This window comes from Blattabacterium cuenoti, assembly GCF_014251315.1.
Lineage (GTDB): Bacteria > Bacteroidota > Bacteroidia > Flavobacteriales > Blattabacteriaceae > Blattabacterium > Blattabacterium cuenoti_AJ.
On sequence record NZ_CP059185.1, the window covers coordinates 161,797 to 177,264 of the forward strand.

Genomic DNA, 15,468 nt, shown 5'->3' on the forward strand with positions numbered 1-15,468 from the left:
TAATATAAAATGAATAAAAAACCAATTATTTTAGTCACAAATGATGATGGAATTATAGCTCCTGGAATTAGGGCTCTTGTTCATTATATGAATCTTTTAGGAGATGTATATGTAGTAGCTCCAAATAAACCCCAATCTGGAGTAGGACATGGAATAACAATGAATACGGTATTATATTGTGATTCTGTAAAAATAGATAATGGGGATCAAAAAGAATGGGAATGTTCTGGAACTCCCGTAGATTGTGTTAAATTAGCAATTAGTGACATTCTTCCCAGAAGACCTGATATTTGTGTATCAGGAATTAATCATGGTTCAAATTCTTCTGTAAATATTGTATATTCTGGCACTATTTCTGCTGCCCTTGAAGCAAGTATGGAAGGAATTCCATCTGTAGGATTTTCTCTTTTAGATTTTGATTGGAATGCTGATTTTGAACCATCCAAAAAATATGTATGTCATATTGTAAAAAAAATTCTTTACAATCCTATTTATGAAAAAACAATTAGCTTAAATGTTAATATTCCTAAATTAAAAAAAGAACAAATCAAAGGAATTAAAATATGTAGACAAGCAGAATCTAAATGGAAAGAAAGTTTTGATAAACGTTGTAATCCTAAAGGGAGAACTTATTATTGGTTAGTCGGGGATTTTGTTAATTTGGATGAAAAAATAGATACGGATGAATGGGCATTGAAAAATGGATATGTATCTATTGTTCCTATTCAATTTGATTTAACGAATTATACTATATTAAATATTTTAAAATCTTGGAATTTTATATTGTTTTTTTTTTTCGGATACATAGTTTATTCTGAATTTTAACGTTAAAACATATATATCGTGTCATCTTTTTTAGAAGGATCTTTAAATCCCAAAAAAATTCAGGATTTTATTGGACAACATGAAGTATTAGAGAATCTGAAAATTTTTATTCAAGCTGCTAAAAAAAGAAAAGAAGCCTTAGATCACATTTTATTTCATGGCCCCCCAGGATTGGGGAAAACAACGCTTGCTCATATCGTAGCTCATGAATTGAATGTAAACATTACTGTTACTTTAGGATCTGTTTTAGATAAGCCTGGAGATTTAGCTGGATTACTCATTCATTTAAAAAAAAACGATGTAATTTTTATTGATGAAATTCATCGTCTTTCTCCAATAGTTGAAGAATATTTGTATTCAGCTATGGAAAATTATAAAATAGATATTATTATAGATTCTGGATCTAATGCTAAATCAGTACAAATAGATTTATTTCCTTTCACTTTAATAGGCGCTACAACAAGATCAGGATTACTCACAGCTCCTATGCGTTCTAGATTTGGTATTAATTTTCGTCTCAGTTATTATGAAAAAAAATTATTAAACAATATTGTAAATCGTAGTGCAAAATTACTAAATATTCAAATTTCTAAAGAAGCTTCTTCTGAAATTGCGAACAGAAGTCGTGGAACTCCACGTATAGCCAATGCTTTATTACGTAGAATTCGTGATTTTGCACAAATTAAAGGAAATGGAACTATTGATATTAACATATGTAATTTAGGATTACAAGCTCTTAATGTCGATAAACATGGATTAGATGAAATGGATAATAGAATTCTTTCATATATTATAGATCATTTTCAAGGAGGACCTGTGGGGATCAACACTATAGCTACAGCTGTTAGCGAAAATTCAGATACTATAGAAGAAGTTTATGAACCTTTTCTCATTCAGGAAGGATACTTAATTAGAACTCCTAGAGGAAGAAAAGCTACAGAATTAGCTTATAAACATATAAAACAAAATTTTAAAAAAAAATAGAATTAAATCTTTTTTATTATATGTTCATAAGAATTAACTTTGTTAAAAGAATTAACATCAAAATGTACAATCATGCCTTCAAATGTTATTGTTGGTCTCCAATGGGGTGACGAGGGAAAAGGAAAAATTACAGACTTACTTGCTAAAAATTCGGATTATGTAATCCGTTATCAAGGAGGAAATAATTCTGGTCATTCTATTCATATTAAAAATCATTATTTTGTTCTTCATTTAATTCCTTCTGGAGTAATTTATTCTGGTGTAAAATGTATTATTGGACCTGGAGTCGTCATTGATCCTAAATCTTTGATACAAGAAATACAAAATTTAGAATCAATGGGAATCAATACATCTAAAGTTTTTTTAGCAAAAAGAGCACATATTACTATGCCTTATCATCGTTTGTTAGATCAATATCAAGAAGAAGCTTTAGGAGACAAATCAATTGGAACTACACATAAAGGAATCGGGCCTACTTATGTAGATAAAGTAGATCGCATAGGAATTCGTGTTTTAGATTTATTGGATCTAAAGGTTTTTTATAAGAAATTAAAATACAATATTGATTTTAAAAATCAAATTTTTACAAAAATTTTTCAAAGAGAACCTCTTTCTTTTCAATCTGTTTATGAAGAATATATAGAATATGCAAAAATTCTTTCTAATCGGATTATAGATGTTGTTTATGAAATTCATGATGCCTTTCATAACAAAAAAAGAATTTTGTTTGAAGGAGCTCAAGCTATGTTATTGGATCTAAATTATGGAACATATCCATATGTTACGACTTCTTCTACTTCTACTGGAGGGGTGTGTACAGGAGTAGGAATTCCTCCTAATTTTTTAAAAAATTTTATAGGAATAACAAAAGCATATTGTACTCGGGTAGGATTTGGCCCTTTTCCTACAGAGATAAACAATGAAATTGGTGATGCAATACGTCAGAAAGGAAATGAATATGGTGCAACGACAAAACGTCCTAGACGATGTGGTTGGTTAGATTTAATTTCTCTTAAATATTCTTGTATGATTAATGGGATCAATTACTTAATTATTACAAAATTAGATGTTTTAAGTGAATTGGATATTATTAAAGTATGTATTAAATACAAATGTGATAATAAAATCATTCAATATTTTCCTTCGAATATAAAACAAAATCTAGAAGGAATTTATATAGATTTTCCTGGATGGAAAAAAGATATATCTCATATTTATGAATATAAATATTTACCAAAAAATTGTAAAAAATATATTAAATTTATCGAAGATTATTTAAAATTAGAAATTTTATTGATTTCTGTAGGATCTGAAAGAAATCAGAACATTATTAAAAATGAATCTTTGTTTTTAGAAATTTTTACTTAAAAGTTAAAAAGATTTTTTGTGTGTGTGGAAGAATATAAAAATCCTTTAGGAGAACGATATAGTAGTAAAGAAATGCTATATAATTTCTCTCCAAAAAAAAAGTTTATTACTTGGAGAAAATTATGGTTATATTTGGCAGAATTTCAGAAGGAATTAGGTTTAAACATTAGCAAAGAACAAATATTTGATTTAAAAAATCATTTACATGACATTGATTGGGAAAGAGTTTCTTTTTATGAAAAAAAATTTCGTCATGATGTTATGGCTCATTTATATGCTTTCGGAGAAAAAGCTACTATAGCTAGGCCTATTATTCATTTGGGAGCTACAAGTGCGTTTCTAGGAGACAATACAGATATCATCTTAATCCGTGATGGATTGGAAATTTTATTAAAAAAATTGATTAATGTAATTTTTCGTCTCAGAAATTTTACTTTAGAATATCACAATATTCCTACTTTAGCTTTTACTCATTATCAGCCAGCTCAATTAACTACTGTAGGAAAACGTTCTGCTTTATGGTTACAGAGTCTTCTTCTAGATTTAGAGGAATTAGAATTTAGATTGAAAAATATTCATTTCAGAGGAGTTAAAGGAACTGTAGGTTCGGCAGATAGTTTCAAAAAATTATTTAATGGAGATTTACAAAAAGTAAAAGATTTAGAAAAAAAATTATCTGATAAATTCAGATTTAAAAATGTTTTTTCTATAACAGGACAAACTTACGATAGAAAGGTTGATGCTCAAATATTAAATTTGTTATCTAATATATCTCAGTCTTCTCATAAATTTAGTAACGATTTGCGTTTATTACAAAATTTAAAAGAAATGGAAGAACCTTTTGAAAAAGAACAAATTGGATCTAGTGCGATGGCTTATAAACGAAATCCAATACGTAGTGAACGTATGGCTTCTTTAGCTAAATATGTTATTTCTTTATCGAATAGTTCAGCCTTAGTTTCAGCTACTCAATGGTTAGAACGTACTTTAGATGATTCTGCCAATAGAAGATTGGTTATAGGACAATCATTTTTATCTGTAGATTCAATTTTAATGATTTGGAATAACATATTAGAAAATATTGTGGTATACCCTAAGATTATTGAGAGACATATAAAAGAAGAGCTTCCTTTTTTAATTACTGAATATATTATTGTAGAATGTGTGAAAAACGGAGCGGATAGACAGGATATTCATGAAAGAATACGAATTCATTCTATGGAAACAAATGATAAAATTAAATTAGAAGGAATAGAAAATGATTTTATTCAACGTATTTTACATGATGAAAAAATCCCAATTCATGAAGAAAAAATGAATCAAATTCTAAATCCTAAAAATTTTACAGGATTTTCTTCAGATCAAACTTTAGAATTTATTGATACAAAAGTTAATCCTATATTAAACCGTTTTTATCATTTAATTGATTCTGATATATCTAATATGGATAGACAAATATGATAAATTAAATAATGAATTTCAGAATTTATATACAAAAAAAAAGTCCTTTTGATATTGATTCTAGAAAATTGTACAATGAATTAAAAAGTATGAATATTTCATTGTATAATATAAATATAGTTGTTTATTATATATATGATATATTTAACATAAATGAAAAACTTTTTTTAGAAAGTTTGTCAAAGGTTTTTGTAGATCCTGTTACGGACATTTTGCACAAAAAAATACATTTGAATACTTCATATATAAAATATTTTCCAGATAAATATGATGATAGAGCTTATGCCGCTATACAATGCATTAAAGTTCTGGATCCTAAATCTACAAAAATATCCGTAAAAACTGGTCAATTAATTGAATTAATTGGAATGAAAAAAAAACAAGATTTCGATAAAATTATAAAATATTATATCAAGTCCTGTTTGAATTTGAATACAAAAAACGAAAAAAATAATACAAAAATTATAGATAATTTCATAAATTTTTCTGTTGAAAAGATCAGAACAATCCATAATGATTTGAATCTATCCATGAGCGTTCATGATTTACTATTTATACAGAAATATTTTTTGAAAGAAAAACGAAATCCAACAAAAGCAGAATTACGTATATTCGACGTTTATTGGTCGGATCATTGTCGTCATACAACATTTTTTACCAAATTAGTAGATATATCTTTTTATGGATCATTTAAAAAAACATATCAAAGTATTTTTAGAAAATATTTAAAAGATAGAGATTTAATAGGAAGATCAAAATATCCTATAAATCTTATGGATTTATCTAATCTTCCTGCTAGAATTCTTTATAAAAAGGGAAAATTAACAAATTATGTATCGTCATACGAACATAATGCGTGTATTATGATGATAAATGTAGATTTCACAAATCAAAAAAAAGAAAAATGGTACTTATTATTTAAAAATGAAACCCACAATCATCCTACTGAAATTGATCCTTTTGGAGGAGCGTCTACTTGTGTAGGAGGAGCGATTCGTGATCCTTTATCTGGAAGAGCTTTTGTTTATCAAGGAATTCGATTGAGTGGAGCTGCTGATCCTATGAATTCAAAAACTTTGAATGGAAAATTACCACAACATAAAATTTGTATTGAATCAGCTCGTGGTTATAGTTCTTATGGAAATCAAATAGGGTTAGCTACAACTCATGTTCACGAAATTTATCATGAGGGATATAGAGCTAAAAGAATGGAAATCGGAATGGTTGTTGGAGCGGTCCCTGTTGATTTTGTAAAACAGGATAAACCAAAAAAGGGGGATGTCATTTTGATAGTTGGTGGTTTTACAAAAAAAGAAGGAATTGGAGGTGCTACAGATTCTTCTAAAGAATCTAATTCTGATTTAAAAAATTATATTCAACAAAAAGGAGATCCAATAATAGAGAGAAAAATTCAAAGATTTTTCAGGAAAAAAGAAGTTATTTCTTTGATAAAAAAATGCAATGATTTTGGAGCAGGAGGAGCTGCTGTCGCTATAGGGGAATTAAGCGATAGTTTGGTGCTTAATTTAGACAAAATACCAGTAGAAAATACAGAAAACATGGAGGCTATAGAAATAGCACTTTCTGAGTCTCAAGAACGTATGGCCGTAATATTAGATCCTAAAGATGTTAAAAAATTTATTCATTTTTCTCATGAAGAAAATATCAGGTCTGTCCCTATAGGTAAAATCACGGACAATAAACGTATCATTTTTTATTATAGAGAAAAAGAAGTTTTTAATGTAAAAAGTTCTTTTTTGAATACAAAAGGATCTTTAAAAGAAAAAACTGTTCGTGTAAATTCGCCTATTTCAGTTTCTCCTTTTAATAAGTCAAAAAAAATTTTTTTTAGTAAAAAAACATTTTTAAATACTCTTTCTAAATTAAATATAGCTTCTCAAAAAAGTTTAGTGGAAATGTTTGATAGTACTGTAGGAGCTACTACAGTTTTAATGCCTTTTGGAGGAAAATATCAAATGACTCCATCTGAAGGAAGTGTACAAAAAATTCCTGTTTTTAGAGGAAATACAAATACAGTTAGTTTAGTTTCTTGGGGTTTTCATCCTGAAATTTCTGCTTGGAGTCCTTTTCATGGAGGAGCTTATGCTATTGTAGAATGTATTTCTAAAATTGTTTCTATGGGAGGAAATTATAGAAATATTTATTTTAGTTTTCAAGAATATTTTCAAAAATTGGGAAATCATCCAGAAAATTGGGGGATACCTTTTTCTGCTTTATTAGGAGCTTATCATGCTCAAATGTCTTTAGAATTAGCTTCTATAGGGGGTAAAGATTCTATGTCTGGAACATATAAAAATCTACATGTTCCTCCAACATTTATTTCCTTTGGGGTATCTACAGGTTTGTGTTCCAATATTATATCTCCTGAATTTAAAAAAGTTGGGAATAAAATTTATTTGTATTATCATAATTCATTAAAAAATGAAATGCCTGATTTTGATTCTATAAAAAAAGCTTATGACCAAGTTTATGAAGGAATTTGTTCCGGAAAAATTGTTTCGGTTAAAACCGTAAAAGATGGAGGTATTTCTATTGCTATTGCTAAGATGTCTTTTGGAAATCGTTTAGGAGCAGTTATTGATTATAATGATCATTTACTTGAAACGAATATAGGTTCTCTAATTATAGAATCTTCGTCTTCTATTTCAGACAATAATTTTATTCCAATAGGAGAGGTTATTTCTCATAAATATTTAAATTTTAATGGAATATCTATTGATATAGATGAATCAATAAAAAATTGGTTGAAAACTTTTTCTCCTATTTTTTCTTCTAATGAAAATACATTTTCATTAGAAGAAAAAATAAATAACCTTAAACAGGCAAAAAAAACTAAAAAAAAAGAAAAGTATAATTCTATTATATGGAAATGTAAATTGAAAAAAAAAGGAAAACCTCGTGTGTTTATTCCTATATTTCCTGGTACAAATAGTGAATTCGAATCAATTCGTGCATTTGAAAAAGAAGGATCTATTGTAAATACTTTTGTATTCAAAAATCTAAATGATAAAGATATTATGGAGTCTATATTTTCTTTTAAAAAGTATATAGAATCTGTACAAATATTTATGCTTTGTGGAGGTTTTAGTGGTGGAGATGAACCAGATGGTTCTGCTAAATTCATTGTATCTATATTACATAACCCATATATTAAAGATGCTATTCAATATTTTCTTGATCGTGATGGATTAATTTTAGGAATTTGTAATGGTTTTCAAGGATTGATAAAATCAGGGTTATTACCTTATGGTAAAATTTGTTTGAGGAATCAAAATTCTCCTACATTAACTTACAATAAAATAGAAAAACATATATCTCAATGTGTCCATATTAAAGTCATTTCTGATCATTCTCCATGGTTAAATGGAATGAAAAATAAAATATATACTCTTCCTATATCTCACAGTGAAGGAAGATTTTATGCAAATAAAGAAACAATAAATGTTTTATTGGATAGAAATCAAATAGCTACACAATATGTAGATTTAGAAGGTATCCCTAGTTTAGATAGATTATATAATCCTAATGGATCTGTTGGAGCTATTGAAGGATTATTGAGTGAGAATGGTAAAATTTATGGAAGGATGACTCATCCAGAACGTTATGATCATGGATTATTAAAAAATATTCCTAATGTTCATGAACATTCTATTTTCAAAAATGCAGTACAATATTTTTTATAAAAAAATTAAAATCAATTATGAAAGTGGCTATATTTTTTGGAAGTATTTCTGATAAATCAATTATGAAAATAACAGCAGAAGTGCTAAAAAAATTTAATATAAGTTATAAATCTTATATAATTTCCGCACATCGATTACCAGATATTTTATCAAACACTATTAAAGAAATAGAATCTGAAGGGACAGATGTCATTATTGCAGGAGCTGGATTATCCGCTCATTTACCTGGAATAATTTCTTCTAAAACAATTTTACCTGTCATAGGAATCCCTATTCATTGCAATAATAATTATGGATCCTTAGGAGGAATAGATGCCCTTTTTTCTATGGTGCAAATGCCAAAAGATGTTCCCGTTGCTACAGTAGGAATAAATAATTCCTATAACGCAGCTCTATTTGCCATTCATATTTTATCTATAAAATATCAAAATATAAGGAAATTATTGCTAAAATTCAGAATGAAAAAAAAAGAAAAATTGATAACTGAAATCAAGCAACATTTATTACCATGAGCTGCATAATTAAAAAAAATATTTTGTCAGAAGGAAAAACAAAAAAAATATATACGACCGAAAATCCACTTGAAGTACTTATTCATTATACAGATAGGATAACTGCTTTGAATGGACTCAAAAAAAATTTTTTACAAGATAAAGGAGTTTTAAATAATGAAATAACTACATTGATCTTTCAATTTCTAAATTCTTGTGGAATTAAAACTCATTTTATACGAAAAATAAATAATAGAGAGCAGTTATGTCATAAAGTAGATATGATTCCTTTAGAATTTGTTGTCCGTAATATTGTTGCGGGAAGCATGTCTAAACGTTTAGGGATCAAAGAAGGAATTGATTTATATAATCCTATTTTTGAAATTTTTTATAAAAATGATAAATTAAAAGATCCCTTGATTAATGATCATCATGCAGTATTTTTAGAAATTATTTCTTATGAAGAATTAAGTCACATTTATAGTATGACATCGAAAATAAACTTTTTTATCAAAAAATATTTTTTAGATAAAAATATTCTGTTGGTAGATTTTAAAATAGAGTTTGGTAAGAATCATAAAAACGAGATTCTACTATCTGACGAAATCAGTCCAGATACTTGTCGTTTTTGGGATAGAAAAACAATGAAAAAATTGGATAAAGATTTATTTAGAATGGGATTAAAAGAAGAAGTATTTGATATTTATATGGAAATATTAAAAAGGTTAAATGTAAGTTAATCCATTTAATAATGGGACAAAGATATTCTTTTTCCAAAAAAACGATATCTCAATTATTCCCTTCTATTCTGGAAAATAATTATTTTGATAAATTTCATGATGAATGTGGTGTTTTTGGGATTTATTCTCCTGATAAAGTAGACACCTTTTCTTTAATCCAATTTGGTTTATTTGCATTACAACATAGAGGACAAGAAGCTTGTGGTTTTTCTGTTTTACGAGATGGGTTTATTATATCACATAAAAGCGAAGGGCTTGTTCTAGATTTTTTTAGAAAAATTTCCAATTCTGAATGTTATCATGGAAATGCTGTAATTGGACATACTCGTTATTCTACAGAAGGAGGACAAAGTAAAAAAAATATTCAACCTTTTTTTGGAGAAGATTCCTATGGAAAGAGCACTATATCTATAGTACATAATGGAAATTTAGTCAATGCTCAAGATCTCCGTAAAAGATTGGAATCTACAGGCGTAAATTTTATATCCGAATACTCAGATTCCGAAGTTATTTTACGTTTAATACAAAAATATTTACCAGAATCTGGTAATAGTTTAGAAAAGGCTATTCAAAAAACAACTATCGATATTAAAGGAGCTTATTCTGTGATTGTACTTATGGATAATAAAATAGCTGCATTTAGAGATCCAAATGGAATACGTCCTTTATGTTATGGTATGTTGAATGAAGAAACTTACATATTTAGTTCTGAAACTTGTGGAATTGATTCTGTAGGAGGATTTTATGTAAGAGATTTATTTCCAGGAGAAATTATAATTGTGGAAAAAAAATCAATTCAATTTTCTCTACTTTCAGAAAAAAAAAATACAAGAAAAAGAATATGCTCTTTTGAATATATTTATTTTTCTCGTCCTGATTCCTTAATTGAAAATATAAATGTTTATGAAATTCGTGAAAAAAGTGGAGAAAAACTTTATGAACAACATCCAGTGAAAGCTGATGTAGTTATTGGAGTTCCAGATTCTGGAGTGCCAGCTTCTATTGGCTATTCTAAAGCTTCTGGAATCCCTTTTAAACCGATTTTAGTAAAAAACAAATATATAGGAAGATCTTTTATTCTTCCTAAACAAGAAATGCGTGAAAAAATGGTAAACTTGAAATTAAACCCTATATTAGATGAAATAAAAGGCAAACGGATTGTTATTATTGATGATTCTATAGTTCGTGGAACGACCAGTCGTAGATTAGTTTACATATTAAGAAAAGCAGGAGCTAAAGAAATTCATTTCAGAAGCGCTTCACCTCCTATTATAGGACCATGTTATTTAGGAGTAGATACTCCAAGTCAAAAAGATCTCATATCATATAATCATATTGATAAAAAAAGTATAGAAAAAATTCTAAATGTAGATAGTTTAGAATTTTTAAGCATGGATAATTTTATAGATATTCTTGGAAGTATTCATTATTGTTTTGGTTGTTTTACTAGAAATTATCCAGTTCAAAAAAATTAAAGTTGAAAAATAAAAAATATGAAAGTAAAAAAAAAAACATGACCATATGCAAGATTAATAATATTTTAGAAAAAACTTATAATAATAGAGTAATGAGTACATTAGATCATTTCTCTGGTTTTTATAAAATATATGAATTTGGATATAAGGAACCTATTTTAGTATCTGGAGTTGATGGTGTAGGAACTAAATTACGTTTAGCTATAGACTACAAAAAATATGATGTAATAGGAGAAGATTGTTTTGCAATGTGTGCAAATGATGTTTTATGTCATGGAGCTACTCCTTTATTTTTTTTAGATTATTTAGCTTGTGGAAAACTAGATTTTTCTATTGTAGAAAAAATTATACAAGGAATAGCTATTTCTTGCAAAAAAACCAATACTTGTCTTATTGGGGGGGAAACTGCGGAAATGCCTGGAGTTTATCAAGAAAATGATTATGATATAGCTGGATTTTGTGTAGGTATTGTGGAAAAGAACCATCTTATAGATGGAAAAAAATTAATTCAAGAAGGAGATATTTTAATAGGACTTCCTTCCTCAGGTGTACATAGTAATGGTTTTTCTGTGATTAGAAATATTTTTTCTACAGAAGATTTTATGAAATTTTTTCAAAAAAAACCGTTTTATGAAACGCTTTTAATTCCAACTAGAATTTATCATTTTCCTATTCATACTTTATCAAAAGAATTTGTAATTCATGGATTAGCTCATATTACTGGAGGAGGAATATCAGATAATTTATATCGAATTCTTCCAGAAAATTTATCAGCTGTAGTGGAAAAAGAAAAAATTCCTATTCAACCTGTTTTCAATTTTATTCGAAAAAAAGGAAATCTATCAGAATATGAAATGTGGAATACTTTTAATATGGGGGTAGGAATGATTATAGTCGTTTCTTTTAAAGAAAAGTGTTCTATTTTAAATAGACTCCATTTTTTAGGAGAAAGACCTTTTATTTTGGGTAAAATTGTGAAAGGAAATAAAAAAGTTCTTTTGAAATAAAAAATATTTTCATGAAAAAAATAGCTATTTTAGTTTCCGGAAAAGGAACCAATATGAAACACATTTTCCAAGCAATTAAAAGTAGGATGCTTTATAATTCTATGGTAAATTTAGTAATTTCTGATAGATGGTGTATAGCAATTCAATATGCGTTGGAAAAAAATATTCCAGTATTTTCTTTAATAAGAACTAATAAAAAATTTCTTTCTAAAGAAATAGATAATATACTTGATATATACATTCCTAATATTATAGTTCTTTCAGGGTTTCTTTCTATACTTGATACAAAATTTTGTGAAAAATGGTTCAGTAAAGTTATAAATATTCATCCTTCCCTATTGCCTAAGTATGGTGGAAAAGGAATGTATGGAATGAAAGTACATCAAGAAGTTATAAAAAATAAGGAAAAAATATCAGGAGCTACAGTTCACTATGTAACAAAAAACGTGGATTTAGGAGATGTAATTTTGAAAAAAAAATGTAAAATTGATTCAGGAGAAACTCCAACATCTTTATCAAAAAAAGTATCTGTGATAGAAAAAGAAATATTAATTCAATCTATTAATAATCTTAAGAATTAAGAATTAATTCTATATACTCATAAAATCAGTAAGTAACAATTAATTAGTAGTATGTATTATGAAAAGAGCTTTGATTAGTGTTTATGACAAAAATGAAAAGTTATTTAATTTCGTCAGTTTTTTATATAAAAAAGGATATCAAATCGTTTCTACTGGAGGGACCTACCAATATTTTATTAAAAAAGGATTATCAAATATCATGGAGGTATCTGATTTAACTTCTTTTCCTGAAATTTTAGATGGAAGAGTTAAAACCATTCATCCTAATATATATATAGGGATTTTAGCCAATCGTTCTGTTGAAGAACATATGAAATATATTCATCTTCATAAGATTCATCCTATTGATATTGTATTGGTAAATTTTTATCCATTTTTTGAAAAAATACATCAAAAACCTACTATCAATATTAATTCCTTAATAGAATTTATTGATATCGGGGGTCCATCCATGCTTAGAGCGGCTGCTAAAAATTTTTTACATGTAACCGCTATTACAGATAATAATGATTATGAACTCGTTCAATATGAAATTGAACATTATGGATTCACTTCTTTAAAACTAAGAAAAAAATTAGCAGGAAAAGCATTTAATCTTACTTCGGCTTATGATTCTGCCATTTCTCAATATCTTTTAGATGATAAATTTCCTATTTATTTACACTCTTCTTATGAAAAAAAAATGAATCTCCGTTATGGAGAAAATCCTCATCAAAAAGCAGCTTATTATGTTAATACAATTCATAAAGGATCCATGCGAAATTTTCATCAATTACATGGAAAAAAACTATCATTTAATAATTTAAGAGATATGGATATAGCGTGGAAGGTTGTTTCTCAATTTTCTGAACCTGCTTGTTGTACAGTAAAACATTCCACTCCTTGTGGAGTGGCATTAGGAAAAAATATTGTTGAAGCATTTCAAAAAACTTATTACGCTGATACTATTTCGTCTTTTGGAGGAATAATGGCTGTTAATGTTCCAATTACAAAAGAATTAGCGAAAGAAATTAATCATATTTTTTTAGAAGTTGTTCTTTCTCCGAGTTACGAAACAGATGTTTTGAATATTTTAAAAATTAAAAAAAATCTTATAATCATTAGTATTAGTGAACCTATTTCAGATAAATTAGAATATGTGCAAATTGATGGAGGAATTTTGGTACAAGAATCAGATTATTTTTTTCCTTACGAGAAAAATTACAAAATAGTTACTAAAAAAAAATTTAGTCATCAAGAACTAAAATCTTTATTTTTTTCTCAAAAAGTAGTGAAATACGTGAAATCTAATGCTATTGTTGTGTCTAAAGGGACACAAACTTTAGGGATTTCCGGAGGTCAAACTAACAGAATATGGGCCGCTAGACAAGCTATAGAAAGAGCTTTAGAAAAAAGTAAAGAGGGATTAGTTCTTGTTTCTGATGCTTTTTTCCCTTTTAGGGATGTTGTAGATGAAGCCGCTCGTTCTGGTGGAATACGTGCTATTATTCAACCAGGAGGATCTATACGTGATGAAGAGTCGGTAAAAGCTTGTGATGATCATGGAATAGCAATGGCTTTCACTGGAAAAAGACATTTTAAACATTAAAAATAATGAAAATTTTAGTTCTTGGAAGTGGAGGACGTGAACATGCTATAGGAAAAAAGTTGTTGGAAGATTATCATTCAATACACCTTTATTTTTATCCTGGAAATGGAGGAACAAGTATAATAGGAAAAAATATTGAAAATTATCATTCTGCATTAGATTTAGGTTTTTTTGCTAAAAAAAATGCAATAGATATAACTATTGTGGGATCCGAAACTTTTCTTTTAGAAGGAGTTGTAGATATTTTTCAAAATTTGGGATTAAAAATAGTTGGCCCACATTATTTAGCAGCTAAACTTGAAGGAAATCGAATTTTTGCTAAATCCTTTATGAAAAAATATGGAATTCCTACTCCTAAATATGAAGTTTTTTCTTGCTATGAAAAGGCTTTTAATTTCTTAAAAAGAAATACGAATCCTGTAGCTATTAAAGCTAACGGAATAGCTGCAGGAAAGGGAGTTTTTTTAGCCCATAATAAAAATGACGCTATAAAAGCTCTAAAAAATATTATGATAAAAAAAAAGTTTGGAGAATCTGGAAATCAGATTATCATAGAAGAATTTTTACAAGGAAAAGAAGTTTCTATTATATCTATTTTCAATGGAAAAAACATTATTCCTTTTTTATCAGCTAGAGATTATAAAAAAATTGGAGAAAATGAAAAAGGATTGAATACAGGAGGAATGGGGGCAATTGTCCCCAATCCATATATGAAAAATTCGATTTGGACAGATTTTAAAAAAAATATTTTAGAACCTACTTTAGAAGGATTAATTCTAGAAAAATTAACTTTTTTTGGATTTCTATATTTTGGATTAATGATAACTTATGAAAAAATTTACTTACTAGAATACAATACTCGCATAGGAGATCCTGAAGCTCAAACTTTATTTCCATTAATGAAAAGTAATTTTTTGAATATCATTCAATCTTTTTTTAAACAAAAAGAAATATTTATTGATTGGAAAAAATTATGTTCTTGTTGTGTAGTTTTATCATCTAGAGGATATCCTGAAAAATATGAAATTGGAAAAATTATAGCAGGGTTAAATTCTTTAAAAGAACCTTTTTATATTGCTGGAGCAAAAAAAGAACAAGAAAAGTGGATTACATCAAGTGGACGAGTTCTCAATATAGTAGGAATAGGAAATTCTATTCAAGAAGCTAGAAAAAAAGCTTATGATCAGGTTAAAAAAATTCAATTTGATAATTTGTATTTCAGAAAAGATATTGGTTTATGATTA

General features: G+C 27.5%; 12 protein-coding genes. All 12 read left to right on the forward strand.

The annotated features are described in order from the left end of the window. Positions 1–9: 9 nt before the first annotated feature. Complete coding sequence (gene surE / locus H0H74_RS00755; RefSeq protein WP_185849356.1) at positions 10–825, forward strand: 5'/3'-nucleotidase SurE; 816 nt, start codon at positions 10–12, stop codon at positions 823–825. A gap of 18 nt (positions 826–843) precedes the next feature. Further along, complete coding sequence (gene ruvB, locus H0H74_RS00760; RefSeq protein ID WP_185849357.1) at positions 844–1,809, forward strand: Holliday junction branch migration DNA helicase RuvB; 966 nt, start codon at positions 844–846, stop codon at positions 1,807–1,809. A 72-nt stretch (positions 1,810–1,881) separates the two neighbouring features. After that, on the forward strand, positions 1,882–3,177 hold the full coding sequence (locus H0H74_RS00765; RefSeq protein WP_185849358.1) for an adenylosuccinate synthase: 1,296 nt from the start codon (positions 1,882–1,884) through the stop codon (positions 3,175–3,177). A gap of 24 nt (positions 3,178–3,201) precedes the next feature. Then, complete coding sequence (purB, locus tag H0H74_RS00770; RefSeq protein ID WP_202983695.1) at positions 3,202–4,638, forward strand: adenylosuccinate lyase; 1,437 nt, start codon at positions 3,202–3,204, stop codon at positions 4,636–4,638. 11 nt (positions 4,639–4,649) lie between these two features. Further along, positions 4,650–8,342: a phosphoribosylformylglycinamidine synthase gene (locus H0H74_RS00775; RefSeq protein ID WP_185849360.1), complete on the forward strand. Its 3,693-nt coding sequence runs from the start codon at positions 4,650–4,652 to the stop codon at positions 8,340–8,342. 17 nt (positions 8,343–8,359) lie between these two features. After that, positions 8,360–8,854, forward strand: a complete 495-nt coding sequence (purE, locus tag H0H74_RS00780; RefSeq protein ID WP_185849361.1) for a 5-(carboxyamino)imidazole ribonucleotide mutase — start codon at positions 8,360–8,362, stop codon at positions 8,852–8,854. After that, the gene (gene purC / locus H0H74_RS00785) at positions 8,851–9,573 is read left to right on the forward strand and encodes a phosphoribosylaminoimidazolesuccinocarboxamide synthase (protein WP_185849362.1); all 723 of its coding nucleotides are present in this window, start codon (positions 8,851–8,853) and stop codon (positions 9,571–9,573) included. Before purE ends, purC begins: the two co-directional genes overlap by 4 nt. An 11-nt stretch (positions 9,574–9,584) precedes the next feature. Further along, entirely contained in the window at positions 9,585–11,048 is a 1,464-nt protein-coding gene (gene purF, locus H0H74_RS00790; protein ID WP_238784103.1) for an amidophosphoribosyltransferase, read from the forward strand. A 38-nt stretch (positions 11,049–11,086) separates the two neighbouring features. After that, positions 11,087–12,055: a phosphoribosylformylglycinamidine cyclo-ligase gene (gene purM / locus H0H74_RS00795; RefSeq protein WP_185849493.1), complete on the forward strand. Its 969-nt coding sequence runs from the start codon at positions 11,087–11,089 to the stop codon at positions 12,053–12,055. 11 nt (positions 12,056–12,066) lie between these two features. After that, positions 12,067–12,636: a formyltransferase family protein gene (locus tag H0H74_RS00800; protein WP_185849363.1), complete on the forward strand. Its 570-nt coding sequence runs from the start codon at positions 12,067–12,069 to the stop codon at positions 12,634–12,636. Between the two features lie 58 nt (positions 12,637–12,694). Continuing rightward, positions 12,695–14,224: a bifunctional phosphoribosylaminoimidazolecarboxamide formyltransferase/IMP cyclohydrolase gene (gene purH / locus H0H74_RS00805; RefSeq protein ID WP_185849364.1), complete on the forward strand. Its 1,530-nt coding sequence runs from the start codon at positions 12,695–12,697 to the stop codon at positions 14,222–14,224. Between the two features lie 5 nt (positions 14,225–14,229). Next, positions 14,230–15,465 (forward strand): phosphoribosylamine--glycine ligase, encoded by a 1,236-nt coding sequence (gene purD / locus H0H74_RS00810; RefSeq protein WP_185849365.1) that lies wholly within the window; start codon positions 14,230–14,232, stop codon positions 15,463–15,465. Positions 15,466–15,468: the final 3 nt, after the last annotated feature.

Excerpts from the sequence above, each read along its gene's own strand:
- surE (WP_185849356.1), top strand. The coding sequence starts at position 10 with ATGAATAAAAAACCAATTATTTTAGTCACAAATGATGATGGAATTATA.
- H0H74_RS00765 (WP_185849358.1), top strand. The coding sequence starts at position 1,882 with ATGCCTTCAAATGTTATTGTTGGTCTCCAATGGGGTGACGAGGGAAAA.
- H0H74_RS00775 (WP_185849360.1), top strand. The coding sequence starts at position 4,650 with ATGAATTTCAGAATTTATATACAAAAAAAAAGTCCTTTTGATATTGAT.
- purE (WP_185849361.1), top strand. The coding sequence starts at position 8,360 with ATGAAAGTGGCTATATTTTTTGGAAGTATTTCTGATAAATCAATTATG.
- purC (WP_185849362.1), top strand. The coding sequence starts at position 8,851 with ATGAGCTGCATAATTAAAAAAAATATTTTGTCAGAAGGAAAAACAAAA.
- purF (WP_238784103.1), top strand. The coding sequence starts at position 9,585 with ATGGGACAAAGATATTCTTTTTCCAAAAAAACGATATCTCAATTATTC.
- purM (WP_185849493.1), top strand. The coding sequence starts at position 11,087 with ATGACCATATGCAAGATTAATAATATTTTAGAAAAAACTTATAATAAT.
- H0H74_RS00800 (WP_185849363.1), top strand. The coding sequence starts at position 12,067 with ATGAAAAAAATAGCTATTTTAGTTTCCGGAAAAGGAACCAATATGAAA.
- purH (WP_185849364.1), top strand. The coding sequence starts at position 12,695 with ATGAAAAGAGCTTTGATTAGTGTTTATGACAAAAATGAAAAGTTATTT.
- purD (WP_185849365.1), top strand. The coding sequence starts at position 14,230 with ATGAAAATTTTAGTTCTTGGAAGTGGAGGACGTGAACATGCTATAGGA.